The sequence below is a fragment of the Janthinobacterium sp. GMG1 genome (genome assembly GCF_034427795.1).
GTDB lineage: Bacteria > Pseudomonadota > Gammaproteobacteria > Burkholderiales > Burkholderiaceae_D > Janthinobacterium.
Window position 1 is genome coordinate 261,078 of sequence record NZ_JAXQNT010000001.1, and the last position, 24,274, is coordinate 285,351.

General features: G+C 62.3%; 27 protein-coding genes. 17 read left to right on the plus strand and 10 right to left on the minus strand.

What is annotated here, in order from left to right; genetic code table 11:
- Positions 1-7: 7 nt before the first annotated feature.
- Complete coding sequence (sucD, locus tag SJI03_RS01245) at positions 8-889, plus strand: succinate--CoA ligase subunit alpha (RefSeq protein ID WP_034746085.1); 882 nt, start codon at positions 8-10, stop codon at positions 887-889.
- Positions 890-1,102: 213 nt separating this feature from the next.
- Positions 1,103-1,567: a pilin gene (locus tag SJI03_RS01250; RefSeq protein WP_322425993.1), complete on the plus strand. Its 465-nt coding sequence runs from the start codon at positions 1,103-1,105 to the stop codon at positions 1,565-1,567.
- A gap of 21 nt (positions 1,568-1,588) precedes the next feature.
- Here the strand turns inward: SJI03_RS01250 and SJI03_RS01255 are convergent, their stop codons facing one another.
- Positions 1,589-2,311 (minus strand): flagellar brake protein, encoded by a 723-nt coding sequence (locus tag SJI03_RS01255; RefSeq protein ID WP_322425994.1) that lies wholly within the window; start codon positions 2,309-2,311, stop codon positions 1,589-1,591.
- A gap of 163 nt (positions 2,312-2,474) precedes the next feature.
- Between SJI03_RS01255 and SJI03_RS01260 the strand changes: the two genes are divergently transcribed.
- Positions 2,475-2,855, plus strand: coding sequence for a DUF6713 family protein (locus tag SJI03_RS01260; protein WP_322425995.1), 381 nt, complete (start codon positions 2,475-2,477; stop codon positions 2,853-2,855).
- Here SJI03_RS01260 and moaC read toward each other — a convergent pair whose 3' ends face one another.
- Positions 2,856-3,362, minus strand: coding sequence for a cyclic pyranopterin monophosphate synthase MoaC (moaC, locus tag SJI03_RS01265; protein WP_034746095.1), 507 nt, complete (start codon positions 3,360-3,362; stop codon positions 2,856-2,858).
- A gap of 189 nt (positions 3,363-3,551) precedes the next feature.
- On the opposite strand from moaC, the gene SJI03_RS01270 reads away from it, so the two are divergent.
- Positions 3,552-5,105, plus strand: a complete 1,554-nt coding sequence (locus tag SJI03_RS01270; RefSeq protein ID WP_416208720.1) for a M48 family metalloprotease — start codon at positions 3,552-3,554, stop codon at positions 5,103-5,105.
- A gap of 3 nt (positions 5,106-5,108) precedes the next feature.
- Here the strand turns inward: SJI03_RS01270 and SJI03_RS01275 are convergent, their stop codons facing one another.
- The 4 genes from SJI03_RS01275 to SJI03_RS01290 form a co-directional block, all read right to left on the minus strand.
- Positions 5,109-5,699, minus strand: a complete 591-nt coding sequence (locus tag SJI03_RS01275) for a DUF2946 family protein (RefSeq protein ID WP_322425996.1) — start codon at positions 5,697-5,699, stop codon at positions 5,109-5,111.
- Positions 5,692-6,729 (minus strand): YheT family hydrolase, encoded by a 1,038-nt coding sequence (locus SJI03_RS01280; protein WP_322425997.1) that lies wholly within the window; start codon positions 6,727-6,729, stop codon positions 5,692-5,694. Before SJI03_RS01280 ends, SJI03_RS01275 begins: the two co-directional genes overlap by 8 nt.
- Positions 6,729-7,154, minus strand: coding sequence for a YybH family protein (locus SJI03_RS01285; RefSeq protein WP_034780622.1), 426 nt, complete (start codon positions 7,152-7,154; stop codon positions 6,729-6,731). Before SJI03_RS01285 ends, SJI03_RS01280 begins: the two co-directional genes overlap by 1 nt.
- A 71-nt stretch (positions 7,155-7,225) precedes the next feature.
- Entirely contained in the window at positions 7,226-7,420 is a 195-nt protein-coding gene (locus SJI03_RS01290; protein ID WP_034780619.1) for a zinc-finger domain-containing protein, read from the minus strand.
- 258 nt (positions 7,421-7,678) lie between these two features.
- On the opposite strand from SJI03_RS01290, the gene SJI03_RS01295 reads away from it, so the two are divergent.
- The 11 genes from SJI03_RS01295 (at position 7,679) to SJI03_RS01345 (ending at position 18,898) form a co-directional block, all read left to right on the plus strand.
- Positions 7,679-8,413 (plus strand): AzlC family ABC transporter permease, encoded by a 735-nt coding sequence (locus SJI03_RS01295; protein WP_322425998.1) that lies wholly within the window; start codon positions 7,679-7,681, stop codon positions 8,411-8,413.
- Entirely contained in the window at positions 8,406-8,756 is a 351-nt protein-coding gene (locus SJI03_RS01300; protein WP_034780613.1) for an AzlD domain-containing protein, read from the plus strand. Before SJI03_RS01295 ends, SJI03_RS01300 begins: the two co-directional genes overlap by 8 nt.
- 77 nt (positions 8,757-8,833) lie before the next feature.
- Positions 8,834-10,045 (plus strand): phosphoglycerate kinase, encoded by a 1,212-nt coding sequence (locus SJI03_RS01305; RefSeq protein WP_322425999.1) that lies wholly within the window; start codon positions 8,834-8,836, stop codon positions 10,043-10,045.
- A gap of 113 nt (positions 10,046-10,158) precedes the next feature.
- Entirely contained in the window at positions 10,159-11,619 is a 1,461-nt protein-coding gene (gene pyk, locus SJI03_RS01310; RefSeq protein WP_099376379.1) for a pyruvate kinase, read from the plus strand.
- Between the two features lie 78 nt (positions 11,620-11,697).
- Positions 11,698-12,762 (plus strand): class II fructose-bisphosphate aldolase, encoded by a 1,065-nt coding sequence (gene fba / locus SJI03_RS01315; protein WP_010401625.1) that lies wholly within the window; start codon positions 11,698-11,700, stop codon positions 12,760-12,762.
- 104 nt (positions 12,763-12,866) lie between these two features.
- The gene (locus tag SJI03_RS01320; RefSeq protein ID WP_099376380.1) at positions 12,867-13,760 is read left to right on the plus strand and encodes a phosphoribosylaminoimidazolesuccinocarboxamide synthase; all 894 of its coding nucleotides are present in this window, start codon (positions 12,867-12,869) and stop codon (positions 13,758-13,760) included.
- A 1-nt stretch (position 13,761) separates the two neighbouring features.
- A complete protein-coding gene (gene purE, locus SJI03_RS01325; RefSeq protein ID WP_099376381.1) occupies positions 13,762-14,259 on the plus strand; it encodes a 5-(carboxyamino)imidazole ribonucleotide mutase in 498 nt (165 codons plus the stop codon).
- 15 nt (positions 14,260-14,274) lie between these two features.
- On the plus strand, positions 14,275-15,471 hold the full coding sequence (locus SJI03_RS01330) for a 5-(carboxyamino)imidazole ribonucleotide synthase (RefSeq protein WP_322426000.1): 1,197 nt from the start codon (positions 14,275-14,277) through the stop codon (positions 15,469-15,471).
- The gene (locus tag SJI03_RS01335) at positions 15,468-16,490 is read left to right on the plus strand and encodes an L-threonylcarbamoyladenylate synthase (protein WP_322426001.1); all 1,023 of its coding nucleotides are present in this window, start codon (positions 15,468-15,470) and stop codon (positions 16,488-16,490) included. Before SJI03_RS01330 ends, SJI03_RS01335 begins: the two co-directional genes overlap by 4 nt.
- Before the next feature lie 239 nt (positions 16,491-16,729).
- Positions 16,730-18,112 (plus strand): esterase, encoded by a 1,383-nt coding sequence (locus tag SJI03_RS01340; RefSeq protein WP_322426002.1) that lies wholly within the window; start codon positions 16,730-16,732, stop codon positions 18,110-18,112.
- Between the two features lie 99 nt (positions 18,113-18,211).
- Positions 18,212-18,898: an OmpW/AlkL family protein gene (locus SJI03_RS01345; protein WP_199534208.1), complete on the plus strand. Its 687-nt coding sequence runs from the start codon at positions 18,212-18,214 to the stop codon at positions 18,896-18,898.
- A gap of 44 nt (positions 18,899-18,942) precedes the next feature.
- On the opposite strand, the gene SJI03_RS01350 is transcribed toward SJI03_RS01345, so the two are convergent.
- The gene (locus tag SJI03_RS01350; RefSeq protein ID WP_077408668.1) at positions 18,943-19,449 is read right to left on the minus strand and encodes a flavin reductase family protein; all 507 of its coding nucleotides are present in this window, start codon (positions 19,447-19,449) and stop codon (positions 18,943-18,945) included.
- 176 nt (positions 19,450-19,625) lie between these two features.
- Here SJI03_RS01350 and msrA point away from each other — a divergent pair, with 176 nt between their 5' ends.
- Positions 19,626-20,159: a peptide-methionine (S)-S-oxide reductase MsrA gene (gene msrA, locus SJI03_RS01355; protein WP_322426003.1), complete on the plus strand. Its 534-nt coding sequence runs from the start codon at positions 19,626-19,628 to the stop codon at positions 20,157-20,159.
- Positions 20,160-20,175: 16 nt separating this feature from the next.
- Here msrA and SJI03_RS01360 read toward each other — a convergent pair whose 3' ends face one another.
- Both SJI03_RS01360 and pdxH read right to left on the minus strand, forming a co-directional pair.
- Positions 20,176-21,423 (minus strand): cyclopropane-fatty-acyl-phospholipid synthase family protein, encoded by a 1,248-nt coding sequence (locus SJI03_RS01360; protein ID WP_322426004.1) that lies wholly within the window; start codon positions 21,421-21,423, stop codon positions 20,176-20,178.
- 127 nt (positions 21,424-21,550) lie between these two features.
- A complete protein-coding gene (gene pdxH, locus SJI03_RS01365; protein ID WP_322426005.1) occupies positions 21,551-22,759 on the minus strand; it encodes a pyridoxamine 5'-phosphate oxidase in 1,209 nt (402 codons plus the stop codon).
- 112 nt (positions 22,760-22,871) lie between these two features.
- Here pdxH and tcdA point away from each other — a divergent pair, with 112 nt between their 5' ends.
- Positions 22,872-23,717 carry a tRNA cyclic N6-threonylcarbamoyladenosine(37) synthase TcdA gene (gene tcdA, locus SJI03_RS01370; RefSeq protein WP_322426006.1) on the plus strand — a complete coding sequence of 282 codons (846 nt, stop codon included), beginning with the start codon at positions 22,872-22,874 and terminating at the stop codon, positions 23,715-23,717.
- Here the strand turns inward: tcdA and thpR are convergent.
- Complete coding sequence (gene thpR, locus SJI03_RS01375; RefSeq protein WP_322426007.1) at positions 23,714-24,232, minus strand: RNA 2',3'-cyclic phosphodiesterase; 519 nt, start codon at positions 24,230-24,232, stop codon at positions 23,714-23,716. The genes tcdA and thpR overlap by 4 nt on opposite strands.
- Between the last annotated feature and the right edge of the window lie 42 nt (positions 24,233-24,274).

Genomic DNA, 24,274 nt, shown 5'->3' on the forward strand with positions numbered 1-24,274 from the left:
AATCAACATGTCCATTCTGATCAATAAAGATACCAAAGTCGTTACCCAAGGGATCACCGGCAAGACCGGCCAGTTCCACACCCGCGGTTGCCGCGACTACGCGAACGGCAAAGCTGCCTTCGTGGCAGGCGTGAACCCGAAGAAAGCCGGCGAAGATTTCGAAGGCATTCCAATTTTCGCTAACGTGACCGAAGCGAAAAAAGAAACCGGCGCCAACGTTTCCGTGATCTACGTACCGCCAGCAGGCGCGGCTGCGGCGATCTGGGAAGCTGTCGAAGCTGAAATGGATCTGGCCATTTGCATCACCGAAGGCATTCCTGTGCGTGACATGATGGCTCTGAAAGACCGCATGGCTAAAGCCAACAGCAAAACCTTGCTGCTGGGCCCTAACTGCCCAGGCCTGATCACGCCAGACGAAATCAAGATCGGCATCATGCCAGGTCACATCCACAAGAAGGGCCGTATCGGCGTGGTGTCGCGTTCGGGTACCCTGACCTATGAAGCAGTGGGTCAGCTGACCGCACTGGGCCTGGGCCAATCGTCGGCAGTCGGCATCGGCGGCGACCCGATCAACGGTCTGAAGCACATCGACATCATGAAGATGTTCAATGATGATCCAGATACCGACGCGGTCATCATGATCGGCGAAATCGGTGGTCCAGACGAAGCCAACGCGGCTTATTGGATCAAAGACAACATGAAAAAACCGGTCGTTGGCTTCATCGCTGGCGTGACGGCCCCTCCAGGCAAGCGCATGGGCCACGCCGGCGCGCTGATCTCGGGCGGTGCCGATACGGCACAAGCCAAGCTGGAAATCATGGAAGCTTGCGGCATCACCGTGACCAAAAACCCGTCGGAAATGGCGCGTCTGCTGAAAGCCATGCTGTAATTTCAGCCTGGTCACCGCAGTACAAAAAAGGAGCTTCGGCTCCTTTTTTTTATCCGCAAGACAGGCCGATTCCCGGCCTGGGGCGACGGCGCTGGTCCGAACCTGCCCAAAAGTGTCGCTTTTCTTTCCATGTGTACTGCCGCTGCCCGGGCGCGCCGCTGGCATGGCGCTTGCAACGTATCTGGCGTGAGCAATGCACCATGGGAGGATACGATGCGCGCGCAAAGCGGATTTACCCTGATAGAACTGATGATCGTGGTGGCTATCGCCGGCATCCTGGCGGCCGTGGCCATTCCCCAGTATGGCGACTACACGATGCGGGCCAAGGTCAGCAATGTGCTGGCGGCCGCTGCCCCCTTGAAAACGGCCGTGGCCCTGTGCGTGCAGGAAAACGGCGGGCTGGCTACTGCCTGCAGCACGCCCACCCAGGCCGTACCCAGCGCCATCCCCGTGTTCAGTGCCACGCGCGAAGTGGCCAGTGCCAAGGTCGATAAAGGCAATATCGAGCTGACCCTGGCGGGCGATATGGGCAGCGGCATGGGCGGCCAGACGGTGAACATGGAGTTGCAGATTGGCACCAGCAGCCTGAGCTGGTTTAACAGCACCAGCGTGACGAATGCTGCAGCCAAGGAAGCCATTACCAGGAACAATATTCCGAAGGTGGTGGCGACGCAGTGAGCGGCGCCTGCCGCGCCAGTGTCAGACGATTTTTTGCCGGTCCGCGATCAGCGCTTCATAGGTGAGGTTTTGCAGCAGGGTGTAGTGGGTCGGTTCCAGGTCGATGAATTGCACGCCATACGTATAGATTTCCGCCACCTCGGCGGCATTGCCATTCGACGGCTTGCCCACGCTGACGTTCTGGATGCGGGCGCGCGTATTGACGCGCATCTGATGCTTGTTCGGCTGCACCAGCAGGGTAAAGCTCAGGGCCACGCCTTCGTCGTCCGGCGTGAGCATGCTGGGCGCTTCGATCAGCGCGCCCGAAACGCTGAGGTTGACGATGAACACGGGCACGGCTGCCACGTCGCGGTAGCTCAGCTGCGCCGGAATGTCCACTTTCACGCGCATGGCCGTGCGCAGGCTGGTGCCCTGGATGGCGTCGGGAAAGCTCAGGTGGGCATAATTGAGCGGGCGGCTGAAGATACGCAGCACGCTGCAGGAAAACGAGCAGACGGTGACGCCGGAAAACACGCGGATGGTCAGCTTATCGCCCTCGTTGAGCACGATGGACGCGCCGTTTTCCATGGGAATCTTGACGATCAAATACTCGTGTTTGACATAGCCGATCAGGGTCGAGAAATGCTGGATGGGTTTGATGGTGCGATGCGTGATGAACTGGATGCGTCCACCCACCTGCAGATTCATGGCCTCGAAGTCGAAGTCCTGGAGCTTGTTTTCCGCGGCGGGCTGGTTGCTTGTCATGCGATGCTCATCTGGATATGGTCGACTCGCAGTATGCATGATTTCTTGATGAAAAAGCATTTATATCAATGAAATTCATATTGGCGTCGAAAAATGCCAGGTGCACGTGGCGCCGCGCGGTGCAGGCTTTAAAATTGCATCAATATTGACGAATGTAAATCCTATGCCGCGCAGCTACTTCTGGACCATGTTGTTCCTGATCCTGCATCAAATCGATGCTGCCTACTGGAAAGAGTGGGAGATGTTCCATCTGCCGGGCGGCGTCCAGGGTTTCCTGGTGTTTAACCTGGCGGCCATTGCCCTGGTGCTGGTGGGCTACAAGCACGTGTTGCTGTCCAGCGCGCGGGCACCTTTTTATGCGAGCTGCTGCGCTGGCCTGGGCGTGGCCACCTTCCTGATCCATACCGGCTTTGCGCTGGCAGGACAGGAGCAATTCCACTTGCCGCTGTCCAAGGCCATCATCGCGCTGTGCCTGTCCGGCGGCGCCTGGCTAGTGTACGATTTGCGCCGCTTCCAGGAGCGGCTGGCGCGCCAGGCACAATAATTACACCTCGGCGTGCCAATCGCCCGATTTGCCGCCATGCTTTTCCAGCACGCGCACGTTGGTCATGACCATGCCCCGGTCGACGGCCTTGCACATGTCGTAGATCGTCAGCAAGCCGATCTGCACGGAGGTGAGCGCTTCCATTTCCACGCCCGTCTTGCCCGTCGTGTCGACTTGGGCGCGGCAGTGCACGCTGTTGGCCGCCTCGTCCACTTCAAAATCGACGGTGACGCGCGTGAGGGCCAGCGGGTGGCACAGGGGAATCAGGTCGCTGGTGCGCTTGGCGCCCATGATGGCGGCGATGCGGGCGATGCCCAGCACGTCGCCTTTTTTTGCATTGCCCGAAATGATCAATGCCAGGGTGGCGGGCTGCATGCGGATGGTGCCGGCGGCCACGGCGCTGCGGCGCGTGTCTTCCTTGCTGCCTACGTCCACCATATGGGCCTGGCCCGTCGCGTCGAAATGGGTCAGTTCCCCGGCGGGGGCTTGCTTGTCTGCTGTTGTCATGGCGTCAAAAATAGGTGAGGAGTGGGGCGCGGCACGCGTGGGAATGGGGGCCGCTAACAAGGTATGATAGCACCCGTGAATTCAAAAACTCCCCTCCAGACCGTACTTGAAAACGCCGCTGCCGCATGGCTGCGCCAGCCATGGCGTGCATCCCTGCTGGCCGCGCTGTGCTGCGCTGCCCCTTCTGCGCTGGCGCAAACCTATACCTCCGCGCCAGCGGCGCCGGCCGCCAGCGTGGTGGCCAAGCCGGCCGGCGGCTGGACGCCGCTGGCCGTGCCGCCGGCACCCAACCTGCCGAACCTGGGCGATACGTCGCGCGAAGACCTGTCGCCGGCGATGGAGCGCAAGATCGGCGAGGAAATCATGCGCGGCATCCGTGGCGACCGCGATTATCTCGACGACGCGCCCTTGCTCGAATACCTGAATACCTTCGGCAACGCCCTCGTGGCCGCGCGTCCCAGCGTGCGCGGAGAAACGAATTACGACTATTTCTTCTTTGCCGTGCGCGATCCCCAGTTGAACGCGTTTGCCTTGCCTGGCGGCTTCATCGGCGTGCACTCGGCCCTGGTGCTGGCAGCGCAAACGGAGGCGGAACTGGCTTCCGTGCTGTCGCACGAGATCGGCCACGTGGCGCAGCGCCATATCGCCCGCATGCTGGGCCAGCAGCGCCAGGATGCCCTGATGCCGCTGGCCGCCATGCTGCTGGCGGCGCTCGCTTCCCGGGCGGGTGGTGACGTGGCCATGGGCGTGTTTGCCGCCGGCCAGGGCCTGGCCATCCAGCGTCAGCTCAATTTCGGCCGCGACGCCGAACGCGAGGCCGACCGCATCGGTTTCCAGATCATGGGCGAAGCCGGTTTTGATACCACCGGCATGGTGGCCTTCTTCGGCCGCATGCAGGCGGCCAGCCGTTCGTACAGCGACCTGATGCCCGCCTACCTGCAGACCCACCCGCTGACGACGGAACGCATCGCCGACATCCAGGCGCGCATCCGCGAGCAGCCCTACAAGCAGCGTGCGGACAGCCTGAGTTTCCACCTGGCCCGTGCCCGTGCCCGCGTGCTGCAGGATGAAAGCGTGCAAGGCCTGTTGAATGCCAAGGCCATCTTCAAGACGCAGCTGGAACAGCAAAGCCGTTTCCAGGTGACGGCCGCCCACTATGGCTTGTCCTTTGTCGCCGTCAAGCAGGGCAAGCCGGCGGAGGCGCAAAAGGAACTCGATGCGGCCAATGCGGCCCTGCACCAGCCGGTCGGGCCGAATGTGTTGACGTCGGGTGGCACGCAGGGACCCAATTCCCTGCTGGCGGCGATGGGGCTGGAAGTGCTGTTGATGCCGGGGCAGAAGCCGGAAGTGGCGCAACAGGCCCTGAAGGCGGCGGACGCTGCGCGCCAGCAGTTTCCCCTCTCGCGCGGCATTGCCCACCAGTATGCGGAAGCGCTGATGGCTGCCGGCAAGCTGGAGCAATCGACCCTGTATTTGCGCGAGCAGGTGCAGCTCTACAAGGAAGAGCCGGAACTCTACGATTTACTGGCGAAAGCCTATGCGGACCAGGGCAAGATGACCTTGCAGCACATGGCGCTGGCCGAATCCTATGTGTTGCAGGGCGCCACCATGGCCGCGCTGGACCAGCTGACGATCGCCCGCAAATCGACGGACGCGACCTTTTATGACCAGGCCGTGATCGATGCGCGCGAGCGAGAATTGCAGGAAAAGCGCCGCGAACAGATCAAGGACCAGAAGGGCTGACTTTTATTCGGCTTGCGGCGCCTGCTGGAAGCCGAAGGTCTGCGCTACGCTGGCATAGGCCAGCGGTTGCACGGCAATCTCTTTGCCGGCATGCAATAACATCAAGTTGCCTTGAGCATGTTCCAGCCACGCCAGCAGGGCCTCGTCGCTCAAGGCTAGCCCATCGAGGCGCAGCGACGCCAGCACCTGGGCCATGTCGCGGTCATCCACCTGCGCCACGATGTCGCCATGGCGCAGGATCAGCGTGCCGTTGTCGCACAGATACGCTGCTTCGATGATCGCAAGCGGCGCGCCCGTCTGCAAGACAAAACCGTGCTGCGGGTCGCTGCGGGCGATATACGGCGTCGCTTCCAGATTCAGGTAGACGCGTTGCGGGCCATTCTGGAAAAACCAGCAGCCCTGTTCGTCATGGTCGTAATTGCGGTTGATAAAGCTCAACAGGGCCACATGGGCGATCTTGTCGCCCGGCAGTTGTTGCTGTTGCGCATGCTGGTCGCGCATGCGCCAGTGGCCGCGCGCGTCCAGGCCCAGCCAACCGTAGCAGTGGGGCACGTTCGGCCATTTGGCCAGGGCCTGTTTGACGAGTTCATCCATGTGTAGCGTTTTCCGTGTGAGTGCGCGCATCGCCAGCGTGACAGTTTTGCAGTGCCGATGGCGCCATGTTGCCGTTTTCAAAAAAAGAGAGCAGCCTTTGCGGCAGCCAGCGTGTGCTTCCCGGCAACTTGCCGGTGGCAAAGCCGACGTGGCCGCCGTGGCGCGGATACTCGAGCGTGACCGTCGGCGCGGCGCTGGACGGCAGGAAGCGCCCGGGCAGGAAAGGATCATTTTGCGCATTCAGTACCAGGGTCGGCACGGTGATGTCGTGCAAGACGTGCTTGGCGCTGGCGCGGTGCCAGTAATCGTCGGCGTCGCGGTAGCCGTGCAGCGGCGCCGTGACAACATTGTCGAAGGCGTGCAAGTCGCGCGCGGCCAGCATGGCGTCGCGCGCGAACAGGCCGGGAAATTGCTCGAGCTTGGCCAGGCACTTCGGTTTCAAGGTGTTCAGGAACATGCGCGTGTAGAGCCGGTTGGCGCCGGAAGACAGGGCCTTGCCTCCCTGTGCCAGGTCCAGCGGCGCGGACACGGCCGCTGCCGCATCGACGAAATCGGCCTGGTGCTGCGACTGGCCCAGCCAGCACAGCAGGGCATTGCCGCCCAGCGAGACGCCGGCCGCGTAAAACTTGCCCGTGGCGCGCGGGCGCAGTGTGCGCATCACCCAGTCCACTTCCTGCGCATCGCCCGAATGGTAAAAGCGGGGCGCCAGGTTGGTCTCGCCCGAGCAGCCGCGAAAATGCGGCACGGCGCCCGACCAGCCGCGCGCGGCCACCTCGGCCATCAGGGCGCGCGCGTAATGGCTGTTCGACGATCCTTCCAGGCCGTGGAACAGCACCACGAAGGGCTGGCCCGGTTGGCCATCGACCAGGTCGACGTCGACGAAGTCGCCATCGGGCGCTTGCCAGCGTTCGCGGCGGAAGGCCACGGCCGGCTTGGCAAGGCACACGGCCGGATAAATCGTCTGCGCGTGGCCGCCAGGCAGCCAGAGCGGGGCGGTATAGGGGGCGTTGTAGATAAGAGGCAAAGACATCAGTGCAGGATCTGCGCCCCGGTGGCATCGGCCGGTGCGCCGCCCGGCGCGATGGAGGCGTGGTGCAGCACGATGCGCCAGCCGCGCGGCGTTTTCACGTACACGTTCGTGGCCAGCAGGTGCGCCGGGCCGCCTTCTTCCTGGGTCACGCCTTCGATGACCGTGTGCACTGAACTCATCAGATTGTGCGTTTCGTGCAGCTGCGCCGGCACGATATGCAGGCCGCCGCCCGCCAGGATGGTTTCCCACGAGGCGCGGATGGCGGCGTGGCCGATCAGGCGCGCGCCGCCCGGGTGGATGCAGACGATCTCTTCATCGTCGGCCCACAGCGCCATCAGCGCTTCGAGGTCGGCGCGGTGCAAGGCATCGTAGAACGCCGCTTCGACTTCCGCGGCGCTGCCATTGAGTTCTTTCAGACGTTTCATGACGACTCCGGGCTGGTCGGTATAACTTGATACAAATAAAAACGGCGCGCTGGTGGCGCGCCGCTGGGCAGTTAATGGTGGCCGGCGCTGGCGCCTTCCTTCAGGGTGTAGGCCGTGCCGCAGTACGGGCACTTGGCGATACCGTCCTTGTTGAATTCCAGGAACACGCGCGGATGCGACGACCACAGCGGCATGGCCGGGTTAGGGCAGTGGGCTGGCAAGTCTTTACTGTCGAGTTCGACCGCTGGCTGGGTGGTTTTTGTCATCTTGTCATGCTCCGTGAGGCTGTATGGAAGGAAGTCGGCTGCTGCCAAAAGCACGATTTTAACGGATTCAGGCAGACAGCAAAAATCATGGCTAAAATGTCGGCTCGATCATCTTTGACTGCGGCGCGGTTTTTTGCGGAAATATGGCGGCTGCAGCGCCACACTGACTGGATTTGCCTTGCCGGTATTACCGTTGCGCCCTTGCGCCCCGCGCACCATTGTTGTGCAGTTACCACACTACCTCGGCCGGAGCGCCGCGTGAACGCCGTCCAGGCCGCCAAGGACGACGCCCTGCTGAAAGACGCCTGGCGCGCCGGCCTGAACCTGGGTGCGCCCACCCTGCTGGGCATCGCCGCCTGGGGCATGGTGGTGGGCGTGGCCATGGTGAAAAGCGGCCTGACGGTCGCGCAGGCAGGCGCCATGACCCTGTTTGTCTTTGCCGGCTCGGCCCAGCTCGCGTCCTTGCCCCTGCTGGCCGCGCAGGCGCCCGTGTGGGTGATCTTTGCCACGGCCCTCGTCGTCAATTTGCGTTTTGTTATCTTTTCCGTACTGCTGGCCCCGCATTTTTCCCATCTGCCCTGGCGCCAGCGCTTTGCGCTCGGTTATGTAGCCGGCGACATCACGGTGGGCCTGTTCCTGCAGCGCTACCCGCACGAAACGCCGGATCCGGCCAAGCTGCCTTTCCTGAAAGGCTTGATTTACCCCAACTGGCTGGCCTGGCAAATCGGTTCCTTCATCGGCATCGTGCTGGGCGCCGTCGTGCCGGCCGAGTGGGGACTGGGTTTTGCGGGTACCCTGGCGATCCTGTGCGTGACGGTGCCGCTGATCCTCAGCCGCGCCGCCCTGTGCGGTGTGCTGGTGGCCGGTACGGTGGCCGTGCTGGCCTTCAGCCTGCCGTATAAGCTGGGTTTGCTGGTGGCCGTCGTAGTGGGCATGATCAGCGCCATGGCCGTGGAAGAATTGACAGAAAAATGGACAAAACGCCATGTTTGACGGCATAGACTGGGGCAGGGCCGATGTGTGGATCGCCATCGCCGTGCTGGTGGTGGCGACAGCCGCCACGCGCAGCACCTTCTGGCTGATCGGCCATCACATCACCATTCCGCGCCGCGTGGGCGAGATGCTGCGCTATGCGCCGGCCTGCGCGCTGGCCGCCATCATCGCGCCCGACATGCTGATGGAGGGCCAGCAAGTGCACTTGGAATTATCCAATTTGAAACTGTTATCCGGTATTGCCGCCACGCTCTTTTTTGTAATCCGCCGCAATATGCTGCAAACCATCGTGTTTGGCATGCTGGTTTTCACGGGCTTGCGACTGTTGCACGTTTTTCAGTAAAGCAGGACAAATCGGGGATTTGGTCTGGTCATTGCGGTAAAATAGCGCACTTCCTTCCACTCGTCATCTGGATCGCCATGTCAGCTGTTCTCAACTTCATCCGTCTGCAAGATTTGATCGCCCAAAATGCACTGCAGGGCAAGCGCGTGTTTATCCGCGCCGACCTGAATGTCCCGCAAGATGACAGTGGCAAGATCACCGAAGATACGCGCATCCGCGCCTCGGTGCCGGCCATCCGCGCCGCCCTCGACGCTGGCGCCGCCGTCATGGTGACGTCGCACCTGGGCCGTCCGACGGAAGGCGAGTTCAAGCCTGCCGACAGCCTGGCGCCCGTGGCCGCCCGTTTGTCCGAGCTGCTGGGCCAGGAAGTTGCATTGAAACAAAATTGGGTCGATGGCGCCGGCCTGGAATCCCTGGCTGCCGGCCAGGTCGTCCTGCTGGAAAACGTGCGCGTGAACAAGGGCGAAAAGAAAAACAGCGATGAGCTGGCGCAAAAAATGGCCAAATTGTGCGATATCTACGTCAATGACGCGTTCGGCACGGCCCACCGCGCGGAAGCGTCCACGCACGGCATCGCCAAGTTCGCCCCCGTCGCCTGCGCCGGCCCGCTGCTGGCTGCCGAACTCGATGCACTGGGCAAAGCTTTGCACGCCCCAGCCCGCCCATTGCTGGCAATCGTTGCCGGTTCGAAAGTATCGAGCAAGCTGACCATTTTGAAAGCCCTGTCCGACAAGGTCGATAACCTGATCGTCGGCGGCGGCATCGCCAACACCTTCATGAAGGCCGTCGGCTTGAACGTCGGCAAGTCGCTGGTGGAAGCGGAACTCGTCGAGGAAGCCAAGGCCATCATCGAGATCATGGCCAAGCGCGGCGCGCAAGTGCCGATTCCCGTTGACGTCGTGTGCGCCAAGGAGTTTTCGCCGACGGCCGCCGCCACCGTCAAGGACGTGGCCGACGTGGCGGACGACGACATGATCCTCGATATCGGCCCGAAAACGGCTGCCCTGCTGGCGCAGCAGATCGCCGCCGCCGGCACCATCGTGTGGAACGGTCCGGTTGGCGTGTTCGAATTCGACCAGTTCGGCAACGGCACCAAGACCCTGGCGCTGGCCATTGCCGAGTCGAAAGCCTTCTCGATTGCCGGCGGTGGCGACACCCTGGCGGCGATTGCCAAATACGACATTACCGATAAAATCAGCTATATCTCGACCGGTGGCGGCGCTTTCCTGGAATTCCTGGAAGGCAAGACCCTGCCGGCAGTGGAAATCCTGATGCAACGCGCCGCTTAAGGCGCTGCAGTCAGCAGTTTAGTACCAAGCGCAGCCTGATCGCTGCGCTTTTACCTTGCCGGGCGGTTCAGCCGCCAGGTCTTGCTCACCTTCGCTCGCGCACAAGGACTCCTATGCCACGCGGTACAAAAATCGTAGCAACAATCGGCCCCGCTTCCACCGACTTCGATATCCTGGTGAAAATGATACGTGCGGGTGTCGACGTGGTGCGCTTGAATTTTTCCCACGGCAAGGCGCAAGACCATATCGACCGCGCGGCGCTGGTGCGCCTGGCGGCCGCCGAGTGCGGGCGCGAAGTGGCCATCATGGCCGACATGCAAGGGCCGAAGATTCGTGTCGGCAAGTTTGAAAACACGCGCATCGAGCTGGAAGCGGGCGAGCACTTCATTCTCGACGCCAAGTGGGGCGAAAACGGCGAACTGGGCAACCAGGAGCGCGTCGGCCTCGACTACAAGGCCTTGCCGCGCGATTTGCACAAGGGCGACGTGCTGCTGCTGAATGACGGCCTCATCGTGCTGATCGTCGAGCGCATCCACGGCAGCGAAATCCACACCACCGTCAAGATCGGCGGCGAGTTGTCGAACAACAAGGGCATCAACCGCCAGGGCGGCGGCCTGTCCGCGCCCGCGCTGACGGCCAAGGATATGGAAGATATCAAGACGGCCATGAGTTTCCAGGCCGACTATCTGGCCATTTCCTTCCCGAAATGCGCGACCGACATGGAAATGGCGCGCCAGCTGGCCAATATCGCCGGCGAACCGTACCACCACAAGCCGATGATGATCGCCAAGATCGAGCGCGCGGAAGCCATTCCTGCGCTGCAGGAAATTCTCGACGCCTCCGACGGCATCATGGTGGCGCGCGGCGACCTGGCCGTGGAAGTGGGTAATGCGGCCGTGCCGGCCTTGCAGAAACGCATGATCAAGATGGCGCGCGCGTCGAACAAGCTTGCCATTACGGCAACTCAGATGATGGAATCGATGATTGTCAACGCCGTGCCGACCCGCGCGGAAGTGTCCGACGTGGCCAATGCCGTGCTCGATGGCACGGATGCCGTCATGACGTCGGCCGAGACGGCCTCGGGCAAGTACCCGATCGAGACGGTGGAAATGATGGCCGCCATCTGCGTCGAAGCGGAACAGTCCGAATACAACAAGCTCGATGCCGATTTCCTCAACGTCACGTTTACCCGCATCGACCAGTCGATCGCCTACGGCGCGCTGTTTACCGCCCATCACCTGCGCGTCAAAGCCATCGTGGCGCTGACGGAATCCGGTTCCACCGCCTTGTGGATGAGCCGCCACAGTATCGACACGCCGATCTACGCGCTCACGCCCAGCGTGACGACTTTGCGCAAAGCCGCGCTGTACCGCAATGTTCGGGCGTATCATCTGATGCAGAACGCCCCCAGCGCGCAAGTGCTGAAGCAGGCGGAAGACTTGCTGGTGGAACAAGGTATCGTCCGCAAGGGCGACATGATCGTCGTTACCTGGGGTGAACCGATGGGTCAGGTGGGCGGCACGAATGCCCTGAAAATTGTCAAGGTAGGCGACCTCGAAGCAGTGCTGATCTGATGTAAAGAATTCAGGCGCCGCCGCGGTTATTGACCGCGAAGCGCCGCAACGGTTTCTATTGTTATCTGGAGTATTACCATGTCTCTCGTATCCATGCGTCAACTGCTGGACCATGCTGCCGAAAACGGTTATGGCATTCCTGCTTTCAACGTCAACAACCTGGAGCAAGTGCAAGCCATCATGGCCGCCGCCGATGCGCTGAACTCGCCGGTGATCATGCAAGCGTCCGCTGGCGCGCGCAAGTACGCCGGTGAAGCATTCCTGCGCCACCTGATCGACGCGGCCGTCGAAGCGTATCCGCACATTCCTGTCGTCATGCACCAGGATCACGGCCAGTCGCCGGCCGTCTGCATGGCCGCCATCCGCTCGGGTTTTACTTCCGTGATGATGGACGGTTCGCTGGAAGCGGACGGTAAGTCGGTCGCATCGTACGAATACAACGTGGAAGTGTCGCGTGAAGTGGTGAAATTCTCGCACGCCATCGGCGTGACGGTGGAAGCGGAACTGGGCGTGCTCGGTTCGCTGGAAACCATGAAGGGCGACAAGGAAGACGGCCACGGCGCCGACGGCACCATGACCCGCGAGCAACTGCTGACGGACGTGGCGCAAGCGGCCGATTTCGTGCAGCGCACCCAGTGCGACGCCCTGGCGATCGCCATCGGCACCTCGCACGGCGCGTATAAATTCACGCGCAAGCCAACGGGCGACATCCTGGCCATCGACCGCATCAAGGAAATCCACGCGCGCATCCCGAACACCCATCTGGTGATGCACGGTTCTTCGTCGGTGCCGCAGGAATTGCTGGCCATTATCCGCGAATTCGGCGGCGACATGAAGGAAACCTACGGCGTGCCAGTCGAGGAAATCCAGGAAGGCATCCGTCACGGCGTGCGCAAGATCAACATCGACACCGACATCCGCCTGGCGATGACGGCCGCGATCCGCAAATACCTGTTCGAGAACCCGTCGAAATTCGACCCGCGCGACTTCCTGAAGCCAGCCCGCACCGCCGCCGAGCAAATCGTGCGCGCGCGCATGCAGGCTTTCGGCTGCGAAGGCCAGGCGTCGAAAATCAAGGTCATCACGATGGAAAAGATGGCCGAGCGCTACAAGGCCGGCGAGCTGTCGCAAATTGTGAAGTAAAATTCTGTCTGGAACGGGCCGGAAGCAATGCTCCGTGCCCGATTTTCTCGACCGGCGGGCACCCCCTGCCTGCCGGTTTCGTTTCATCCAACTATTCCCCCGCTATGAACAGCCTCTATCAGACTTCCATCCACTCCCTGCCATTGCTGGGCCACGGCAAGGTCCGCGACAACTACGCCGTTGGCGACGACAAGATTTTGATCGTCACCACGGACCGCCTGTCGGCCTTCGATGTCGTCATGAACGAGCCTATCCCCGGCAAGGGCAAGGTCCTCAACCAGATGAGTGACTTCTGGTTCGAGAAACTGGGCCATATCGTGCCGAACCACCTGACCGGCGTGGCGCCGGAATCCGTGGTGGCGCCCGAGGAAGTGGAGCAAGTCAAGGGCCGCGCCGTCGTGGCCAAGCGTTTGAAACCGATCATGGTCGAGGCGGTCGTGCGCGGCTACATCATCGGTTCGGGCTGGAAAGATTACCAGGACACGGGCAGCATCTGCGGCATCGCGCTGCCAGCGGGCTTGCAACAGGCGGAAAAATTGCCGCAACCGATCTTCACCCCGGCCGCCAAGGCCGAGTTGGGCGAGCATGACGAAAACATCAGCTTTGCTGAAATGGAAGAACGCATCGGTGCCGACCTGGCCGCCAAGATGCGCGACGTGGCCATTCAACTCTACAAGACGGCAGCCGAATACGCGGCCACGCGCGGCATCATCATCGCCGACACCAAGTTCGAATTCGGCCTGGACGACAATGGCGTCATGCATCTGATGGATGAAGTGCTGACGGCCGACTCGTCGCGCTTCTGGCCTGCCGATTCCTACCAGCCAGGCATCTCGCCGCCATCGTTCGACAAGCAATTCGTGCGCGACTACCTGGAAACATTGACCTGGGGCAAGACCGCACCGGCGCCAGCGCTGCCAGCCGATGTCATCGAAAAAACCCAGGCCAAGTACTTTGAAGCCATCGAACGCCTGACGGGCGAGAAGCTGAAGGCCTGAGATGAGCGAGCAGAATAAGCCGCTGGTCGGCGTCATCATGGGTTCGTCCTCGGACTGGGACGTGATGCAGAATGCGGTTGCCATCCTGAAACAGTTTGGCGTGCCATACGAAGCGCAAGTCATTTCCGCGCACCGCATGCCCGACGAGATGTATGCGTACGCGAAAAGCGCGCGCGCGCGCGGCTTGCGCGCCATCATCGCCGGCGCTGGCGGCGCGGCCCACCTGCCTGGCATGGTGGCGGCGATGACCATCGTGCCCGTGCTGGGCGTGCCCGTGCCGTCGAAATACTTGCGTGGCGAAGATTCCATGCTGTCCATCCTGCAAATGCCCAAGGGCGTGCCGGTAGCCACCTTCGCCATCGGTGAAGCGGGCGCGGCGAATGCGGCGCTGACGGCGGTGGCGCTGCTGGCCGCCAATGACGACGCGCTGGCCGACCGCCTGGAAGCCTTCCGTACCACGCAAACGGCCGCCGCCAAGGCCATGGTCTTGCCTGACTAATGTGTTTGAAAAATAATGAATAGTAAATTGACTTCCCCATTGCTGCCCGCCGCCAATCCACCGGCGTGGCTGGGCGTGATGGGTGGCGGCCAGCTCGGCCGCATGTTTGCCCAGGCCGCTCAGGGCATGGGTTATCAGGTGGCTGTACTGGAACCTTCCGATGCCTGCCCTGCGGGGCAGGTGGCGCAGCGCCTGGTCAATGCCGGTTACAGCGATGTGGCCGGCCTCGACGCCCTGGCGGCGCAATGCCTGGCCGTCACCACGGAATTCGAAAACGTGCCGGCCGACAGCCTGTCGCGCCTGGCCGAACGCGTGTTTGTTGCCCCCAACGCCCACGGCGTGTCGGTGGCGCAGGACCGCATCGCGGAAAAACGGTTCTTTGTCGACTGTGCAAGCAAATCCGGCGTGCTGCCGGCGCCGCACATGGTGATCGCCACGCAGGCCGATATTGACGCCATAGTCGACGACTTGCTGCCGGGCATACTGAAAACGGTGCGCATGGGCTATGACGGCAAGGGCCAGTTCCGCGTGCGTACGCGCGACGACGTGCGCGCCGCTTTCGCGGAAATGGGCGAAGTAACTTGCCTGCTGGAAAAAATGCTGCCGCTGGCGTATGAAGTGTCCGTGCTGACGGCGCGCGGCGTGGATGGCGAATCCGTCGTGTATCCGATCGCCGAAAACGTGCACCGCGACGGCGTGCTGTTTACCACCACCGTGCCGGGTCCGAACGTGTCGGACGACTGCGCCGCCAAGGCGCAGCGGGCGGCGCAAGCCATGGTCGCCGAGCTTGGTTACGTCGGCGTGCTGTGCATCGAATTTTTCGTGCTGGAAGATGGCAGCCTGGTGGTCAATGAAATGGCGCCGCGTCCGCACAACAGCGGCCATTACACGATGGATGCCTGCGTCACCAGCCAGTTCGCGCAGCAGGTGCGGGCCATGGCGCGCTTGCCGTTGGGCGACGTGCGCCAGCATTCGCCGGCCGTGATGCTCAATATCCTCGGCGACGCCTGGTTTGCCGACGACAGCGACGTGGCCTGCGAACCGGCGTGGGACCAGGTGCTGGCACTGCCGGGCGCCTGCCTGCATCTGTATGGCAAGGATGATCCGCGCCGTGGCCGCAAGATGGGCCACCTGACCTTCATCGCGGCCACCTTGCCGCAGGCGCAGCAGCGCCTGCGCGACGCTTGCCTGATCCTGGGAATCGCGCCGTGAGCGTACTTGCACAAGATCTGGCAGCGGCCGCTGCCGTGCTGGAAGCGGGCGGCCTCGTCGCTTTCCCGACGGAAACGGTGTATGGCCTGGGCGCCGATGCGGAAAACCCGGCTGCCGTGGCGCGCATCTATGAAGCCAAGGGCCGCCCTTCCGACCATCCCGTGATCGTGCATGTGGCGCCCGGCGCCGATCTGGCACACTGGTCCGACGACATTCCAGTCGAGGCCGAACAGCTGGTGGCCTCCTTCTGGCCCGGTCCGCTGACCCTGATCGTCAAGCGCGCCGCGCATATTCCCGACGCCGTCTCCGGCGGCCAGGATACGGTGGGCTTGCGCTGCCCATCGCATCCGGTGGCTATCGCATTGCTACGCACCTTCAAAGGCGGCAAGGGCGGCCTGGCGGCGCCGTCGGCGAACAAATTTGGTAACGTCAGCCCTACCACGGCGCAGCACGTGCGCGATGAATTCGCGGCGGAACTCGCCAGCGGCTTGCTGGGCCAGGTCCTCGATGGCGGGCAGAGCGACGTGGGTATCGAGTCGACCATCGTCGACCTGTCGCGCCTGGCCACACACGGTCCAGTACTCTTGCGCCCCGGCCATATCAGCAGCGAACAGATCGCCGCCGTCATCGGTCGCGCGCCAGCCGTGGCGGATGCGGCCGCGCCGCGCGCCTCGGGCACCCTGGAATCGCATTACGCACCGCACACGCCTGTTGCGATGCAGCACAGCGACGACGTGAGCGCCACCTTGAACCGCCTGCTCAATGACGGGCGCCGCGTGGCCCTGATCCATTACTCGGACCTGCCACCGGCCAGCGCCAGCGTGCGCCTGGCGGCGACTCCGGAAAATTACGCACATGCGCTGTATGCCTCGCTGCGCACGATGGACCAGGTCGGCGCCGAGCTGATACTCGTCGAAGCACCGCCCACCGGCCCCGCGTGGCTGGGCGTCAACGACCGTTTGCGGCGCGCCGCCTTCGGCTCAAGTGGTATCTTGCAGCAGTTTCTGTCCGCATCATAAAAAGCCCCGCAAGGGGCTTTTTCTTGATGCAGCGCAATAGAGATGCTTGCCACGAAACATCTTATATCCTCCATAATTCAGCTGATCGCCCGGTCGTGACAGGGCGCTGGCAGTGTTGTTATTTCGTTGATTTTTAAAACATATTTTCTATACAAGCCTGAGGAACGATGGCATATTAGTTGGGTAGCGAATAGCACGCCCGTTCGTTTAGAAACCAGAAAAAAGACCGAGGAGACAAAATGCATCAAACCAAATTCGCGCTGGCCGTGCTGGCAGCGGCTGTCCTGGCAGGTTGCGGCGGCGCCAGTGGCGGTGATCAAGCCTTGAAAGTCAAATACACGGCGCAGGTGTCGTTCGGCGACAGCCTGTCCGATGTCGGTTCGTATGCCGTCGCCGGCGTGGCGGCGAGCGGTGGCGGCAAATTCACCATCAATGGTGACAATACCAAGATCAATCCTGAACTGACGGGCAAGAACTGGACCGAGCACCTGGCCGCGCAATTCGGCTTGCCGGCGCCATGCGCCGCCGAAACGGGCCTGGAAGGCAGCATACCGAGCCTGGTTGCCCCGCGCGTCAAGCATGCCGGCTGTTTCGGCTACGCCATGGGCGGTTCGCGCGTCACCAACCCCGTCGGTCCGAACAACAAATTGGCGGGCGGTGTGCTGGGCGCCCTGACCGTGCCCGTGGTGACGCAGATCGCGAACCACCTGGCAGTGTCAGGTGGCAAGTTCAGCGGCACGGAAGCCGTTTTCGTGATGGCAGGCGGTAACGACGTGCTGTTCCTGCTGGGCCAATTGCAAACGGGCGCGACGGATGCCGGCAAGAAGGCGGGCGCTGCTGCGGGTGCGCAAGCTTTCGCGACCAACCTGGCGGTGGCCCTGGCGGCCGGCGCCACCAATCCCAACACGGCAGTGGTTGCCATTGGCGCCGCCATCAAGACAGCCAGTGCGGCGCCTGGCGCCACGTCGACGACCATCGTCGGTGCCGCCGTGCAAGCTGCCATGATTGCCGGTAATGCGAATGCCCAGACGCAGGCCCCGGCCCTGGCCGCCAAGGCACAAGCCGACGCGACGGTGACAGGCAATGCCGCCGGCGCCAAGGCCGGTGCCGATTTCGCTGCGGCCCAAGGGCCGCTGCTGGTCACCGCCATGGGACAAGCCGGCAAAGAGCTGGTAGTGCTGATCAAGGACCAGATCATCGCCAAGGGTGCCAATTATGTGGTGGTCAACAACCTGCCGGACGTGGCCGGTACGCCATCGGGCTTGAGCAAGGATGCCAATACCAAGGCACTCATCAATGCCATGGTCAGCGCCTTCAACGGCGAACTGAGCGCCGGCTTGAACGGTAATGCGAAAGTCTTGCTGGTCGACGTGTTTGCCGTCAGCCATGACCAGGGCGTCAATCCTGGTCCGTATGGCTTGACCAACGTCAGCGAGACGGCGTGCGACCTGAGCACGGCGAAGAATTTCCTGAGCAGCTCGCTCGTGTGCAATGGCACGAACCTGAAAGCGGGCGACGTCAGCCATTACTCGTATGCCGACGATGTGCACCCTACGCCGTTCAATAACCTGTTGCTGGCCCGCTACGTGGCCAAGGACATGGTCGTGCGGGGCTGGCTGTAAGGGAGGGCCGTACCTGCTGTGCCTGGGAGGCGCGGCCGGTGCCGGTAGCGACAAGACTCGAAAGCGGAACACTCCGCACATACTGAATCAGGAGACAAGATGAAGAATCGTTTGAATACCGCTGTACGCGTGCTGGCTGCAGCCGCCGCGATGGCCATGGCGACGGGCGCTTCGGCGCAAAGCGCTGGCACTTGGATGGTCAAAGCCGGCCTCAACAAGATCACGCCGCACGTGGACAGTGGCGACATTTCCGCGCCGGCACTGCCGGGCACGAAAGCCGACGTCAAGTCGGATACCAAGCCCATCCTTACCTTTGCCTACATGATCACGGACAATGTTTCCGCTGAAATGATCCTGGGCGTGCCGTACAAGCATGACCTGATCGGCGACGGTTCCATCAAGGGCACGGGCAAGCTGGGGACGGCGGAAGCCTTGCCGCCGACGGCCTTCATCCAATACCGTTTCTTCCAGCCCAATGCGATGATCCGCCCCTACGTGGGCGCGGGCTTGACGTATGCTTATTTCCAAAAGGAAAAAGGTTCGGGCCAGATGACGGCCTTGCTGGATCCGGGTGGAAAACCAGTGACCTACCGCATGGACAACAAGCTGACCGGCAGCCTGGTGGTCGGCAGCACCCTGGCCTTCAACGAGCGCTGGTTTGCCGATGTGGCCGTGGTCAAGACCTACCTGAAAACCAAGGCGAAATTCTCGACGGGGCAGACGCAGGACATCAAGCTCGACCCGGTTGCCGTGAGTATCAGCATCGGGTATAACTTTACCCTGTAAAACAAAAAATCCGCTTCGGCGGATTTTTTTTGTCCCGTTCACGCTCAGGCTGGCGGGGTATTGAACTTCCCATTGTGGAAGATCAAGGGCGGCTGCGCGGCAAACGCGCATTGTTCCACTTCGCCCACGAAAATGACGTGGTCACCTTCCGGATAGCGGCTGCGGTTGTGGCATTCGAACCAGGCCGATGCGCCTTTCAGGATGGGCTGGCCCGTGCGCGACAGTTCGTACTCGACATCGTCGAAGGGATTCGGCGTGCGGCGTGAAAAACGCGTCGCCAGTTCCGCCTGGTCGGCGCCCAGCACATTGATGACGTAATGCGAGTTGCCGCTGAAAATGGGCATGCTGTTCGCCACGGAACCGAGGCTCCACAGCACCAGGGGCGGCGACAGCGAGACGGAATTGAAGGAACTGGCCGTCAAGCCACGGAAACTGCCGTCGGCCAGGCGCGTCGTGATGACCGTCACGCCGGTGGCAAACTGTGATAGTGCCTGGCGGAAATGTGTCGTATCGAATTCTTGCGCTGGCGCGCGGGGAGAGCGTGTGTTCATGGGTGACCTGTCTATTTGCTGACATTATGCCAAAAATCGGCCGCACCAGTGCAATCGTGGCCGGCATGCCCCTATGTGCGGTGCCTAACGCGCCGTTTCAAGCGGCGCTGCAGGCCGTTGCGCTTTACGTTACAGTGGTGAAATGATACGTCGCAGAGGCGTTGCGGGAGGACATCATGAATCAACAGACGGAAGTGGCGGTACTGGGCGGTGGCTGTTTCTGGTGCCTCGCTGCCGTGTACGCGGAAGTGCGCGGCGTGACGCGCGTCGAGTCCGGCTACACGGGCGGCAAGGTGCCCGCCCCCACCTATGAACAGGTTTGCACGGGCGACACGGGCCACGCGGAAGTGGTGCGCCTGGAATTCGATCCCGCCGTCATCGCTTACCACGACTTGCTGGAAATCTTTTTTACGCTGCATGACCCCACCACCTTGAATCGCCAGGGCAACGATGTTGGCACGCAATACCGTTCCGTCATCTATTACCAGTCGGCCGCGCAGGAAAGCGTGGCGCGCAAGGTCGTGGCCGAGATGGCCGGCGTGTGGGATGCGCCCATCGTCACGCAGCTGGCGCCGGCCGCCACCTTTTATCCGGCCGAGGATTACCATCAGAATTATGCCGAGCAGCATCCCTTGCAGGGCTATTGCGCGCTGGTCGTCGCGCCCAAGGTGGAGAAATTCCGCGCCATGTACGCGGGACGCCTGAAGTGAACGCCCCGCGCGCCTGTCAGGGCGTAAGCACGGGCGCCGGCCTTGTCTCCTGCGTATTCTCCTGCGCATACATGTAGTTGCGCGACCAGGGCAGCGTGGAAGAGCGCCGGCCCGCCTTCACGCAGACGATCTGGTACAGGCTGATCAAATCTTGCTCGAAGGCATAGGCGCAGCCGGCCAGGTAGACGTGCCAGATGCGGAAGCGCCGTTCGCCCGCCAGTGGACGGATCTGCTCGGCATTGGCTTCGAAATTTTCCGTCCACAGGGCGCAGGTGCGCGCATAGTGGCGGCGCAGGTTTTCCACGTCCAGCACTTCCAGTCCCCCCTGCTGCATGGTTTTCAGGACATTGCCGATGTGCGCCAGCTCGCCGTGCGGAAACACATATTTTTCGATGAATTCGCCGCCGCCATACGGCGTTTCGCCATTCTCCGGGTCGGTCGAGGTGATGCCGTGGTTCATCGCCATGCCGTCCGGCGCCAGCAGCTTGTGGATGATGGAAAAGTAGTCGGGCAAGTGTTTCAGGCCCACGTGCTCGAACATGCCCACGCTGGTGATGCGGTCGAACTGGCCCGTGACGTCGCGGTAATCTTGCAGGCGAATATCGATCAAGTGTGACAGGCCGGCCGCCGCCACGCGCTCGCGCGCCAGCGCATACTGGTTTTCCGACAAGGTCACGCCCACGCAGCGGGCGCCATATTGCTGCGCGGCACGGATGACGAGCGCACCCCAGCCGCAACCGATGTCGAGCAGGGTCTGGCCCGGTTGCAGCTGGATTTTCTTCAGGATATGGTCGATCTTCTTGACTTGCGCCTGCGCCAGGGTTTCATCGCCGTGTTCGAAATAGGCGCAGGAATACACGAGGGCGGGGTCGAGAAACTGTTCATAGAACGCGTTCGACACGTCGTAGTGGTAGCGGATGGCTTCGGCATCCTTGCTCTTGTCGTGCGTAAAGCTGCGCACGATGCGGGCCAGCTTGCCTTCCGGCTTCAAGGTATTGCGGGCCAGGGCATTGCAGATGGCAATCATGTCCATCGCCGTGCCCTTGACCTCGATATTGCCTTCCACATAGGCCGAGCCCAGATTGGCCAGCGACGGGTTCAGCAGATAGCGGGCCGAGGCGACGGTCGGCAGGCGGATGGTGACTCTGGGCGCTTCGCTGGACAGGTCGACATGCTGGCCGTTCCACAATTCTATGCGTAGCGGCAAGGCGGTCTTGCTGCGAATGCTGGCGATCCACGACTTGAGTTGGTTTTGTACAAACAAAATGGCCTCCAATGCAGCGATTGCCGTAGCAACCGCAAATTGAGAAACAATGTCATTTAGTAACTTCTACCCTCATAGCCTACACCTATATTGACCAGCTTGCTTTGCGCCGCCTTGACTGGCTTGCTCAGGGTTGCAAGCGTTGCATGCTCCATTGCCCGTCAGCATCGCGGGTAAACACGATGCGGTCGTGGAAACGCGAACGGCGTCCCTGCCAGAACTCGATGCGTTCCGCTTGCAAGCGGTAGCCGCCCCAGTGGTCCGGGCGCGGTGGCTGCGCGTCGCCGACGGCGGCGGCCACGGCCGCGTAATTGCTTTCCAGTGCGGCCCGGCTGTCGATGGGCGCACTTTGCTGCGAGGCAATCGCCGACAGGCGGCTTTGCACAGGGCGCACATTGAAATACTCGTCGCTCTCGGCCGCCGTGGTTTTCACCACCGTGCCCTCGATGCGCACTTGACGTTCCAGCTCGCGCCAGAAGAACAGCAGGGCGGCGTTTGGATTGTGTTCGAGCTGCTGGCCCTTGTCGCTATGGTAATTCGTGTACCAGGTAAAACCCCGTTCATCGAACTGCTTGATCAGCACGATGCGCGAGCTGGGTTTGCCTTCGACGCTGACGGTGGACAGGTCCATGGCGTTCGGCTCCATCACCTGCGCGTTGACGGCCTCGGCAAACCATTTCTGGAACTGGGCGATGGGATCGGCCAGCACGTCCGTCTCGTTCAGGCTCGATTGCACGTAGTCGGTGCGCATGGCCGCCAGCACGGCGGCCGCGTCCGGTGCTGCGGGCACTTCCGGTGCATCGGGCGCGATGCCGCGGCGGCGCTGCATGGCCGTGCCCAGCCGCTCCATCTGTTGCGCGCTGAACAGGCGCTTGGCCATCGGCGCCAAGTGCCCCTCTTCCTTGCTCATGTGGGCCTGGTAGGCGGCGACATAGGAGGCCACGCCCTCGGCGGCCAGTTGCGTGCCCGTGCCTGCCGCGATGGCGTCCAGTTCCGGGCGCAGGGTCAGCCAGGCCTGGTCCATGCGCTGGTGGTCGGCCAGAATTTCCGGCACCAGCGTGGACAGCAGAGCGGCATCGTCGCCCGTGGCGGTCGCCTGCAGCATGGGCATCAAGTCCTGCTCTTCATCGTCATGGTGCAAATGGGCGGCTTTATTGAAATATTGCAACACCGCCTTGGCCGCCTGCTGCGCGTCCGCCGTGTTGCCGTGCTGCGCCAGGTGGCCCAGCAGGTTTTGCAAGGTCGTCAGCTGCTTGCGGATCTTGTCGTGGCAATGCTTGAGCACGGCGATGGGCTGGTCAAAGCCGGGAACGGAGTCGAACAGGGGAGAGGTCATGGCGAGTTCTCGTGGTGGGCGGTGTGGGGGCGTGGCGACAGTGCGGCTTGTCGCTGTGTCAATTCGGCTATTTTAGAATATCCGCCAGCGCAGTGTCCGTTAAAATGGCGCCATGCATACCTTCACCAATGAACAAATTTCCATGGACTTGACCGAGATCGATTTTGAGCGGCGTTTTGGCGGCATTGCCCGCCTGTACGGCGCCCCCGCGTTGGCACGCTTCCGCGCCGCGCATGTGTGTGTGATCGGCGTGGGCGGCGTCGGTTCCTGGATCGTCGAAGCGCTGGCGCGCAGCGCCATCGGCCGCCTGACCCTGATCGACCTCGATAATGTTGCCGAATCGAACATCAATCGCCAGATCCAGGCCATGAGCGACACCATCGGCCAGGCGAAGATCACGGCCCTGGCCGAACGCATCGAACTGATCAACCCGTTTTGCCAGGTCACGCAGATCGAGGATTTTATTACTCCCGATAATCTGGAGCAGTTGCTGGGCGGACGCGATTTCGACTACCTGGTCGACGCCATCGACAATGCCAAGGCGAAAGCGGCCGTGATCGCATATTGCCGCGCGCGCAACATTCCCATGCTGACCATCGGCAGCGCGGGCGGCCAGACGGACCCGACCCTGATCGCCGTGCGCGACCTGTCGAAAACGGAACAGGAACCGCTGCTCAAGCGGGTACGAAAACTGTTGCGTACTGAATATGGTTTCCCGCGTGGCGTGAAAAACAAATTCAACGTCGATGCCGTGTTTTCCATGGAACCTTTGAGCACGCCAGAAAGCGCGGAAGCGTGCGCCATCGATGGCACGCCCGCCGCCGGCGTCACGGGCTTGAACTGCGCCGGCTTCGGTTCCAGCGTGGTGGTGACGGCCAGTTTCGGCATGGTGGCGGCCGCCCATGCGCTGAAAAGCTTGCGCCAGGACAAATTAGCCGCCGTGCCGGACGCCGCCTAGCTTAATTTCCTACTGGCCAAGATGCGGTAGTCACCGCTGCTTTTGATCGATTCCACCAGCACCAGCTCGTCCGCCTGCCAGGCGATGGGCGCGAAGTCCCCGATGGCCGGTGGCGGCGCCTGGCGTGCCAGGGTGATGTGCGGCGTGAAGCGGTCGTGTTCGAAGCGCGGCGCCAGTCCCTGTTCCGCCAGGCGCTGCATGCAGGCCGCGCGCAAGTCCAGCAGGGCGGGCGACGGCTGCGCCAGGGCGGCCCAGGCCAGCGCCAGCTGCGCAAAATGGCTGGCGTGATCGAACAGCAGGGGCATGGCGCGCGCCGGCATGTGTTCCAGGATACCCAGCAGGGCCGGCAGATCGCTGGCCCGGCGCTGGCCCAGGAAGGCCAGGGTCAGGTGCAGCTTGTCCGCGCACACAGGTTTGCCGTCCAGACGCGCCTGCCAGGCGGCCAGGGCCGCGCGCGTGGCCGCATCGGGCCACAGCGCGTAAAACAGGCGGGGGCAATGGGTATCGGGCGACAAGTTTTTCCTATCGTTGCGGCGGTTTGCTATTATTGGCGTTCC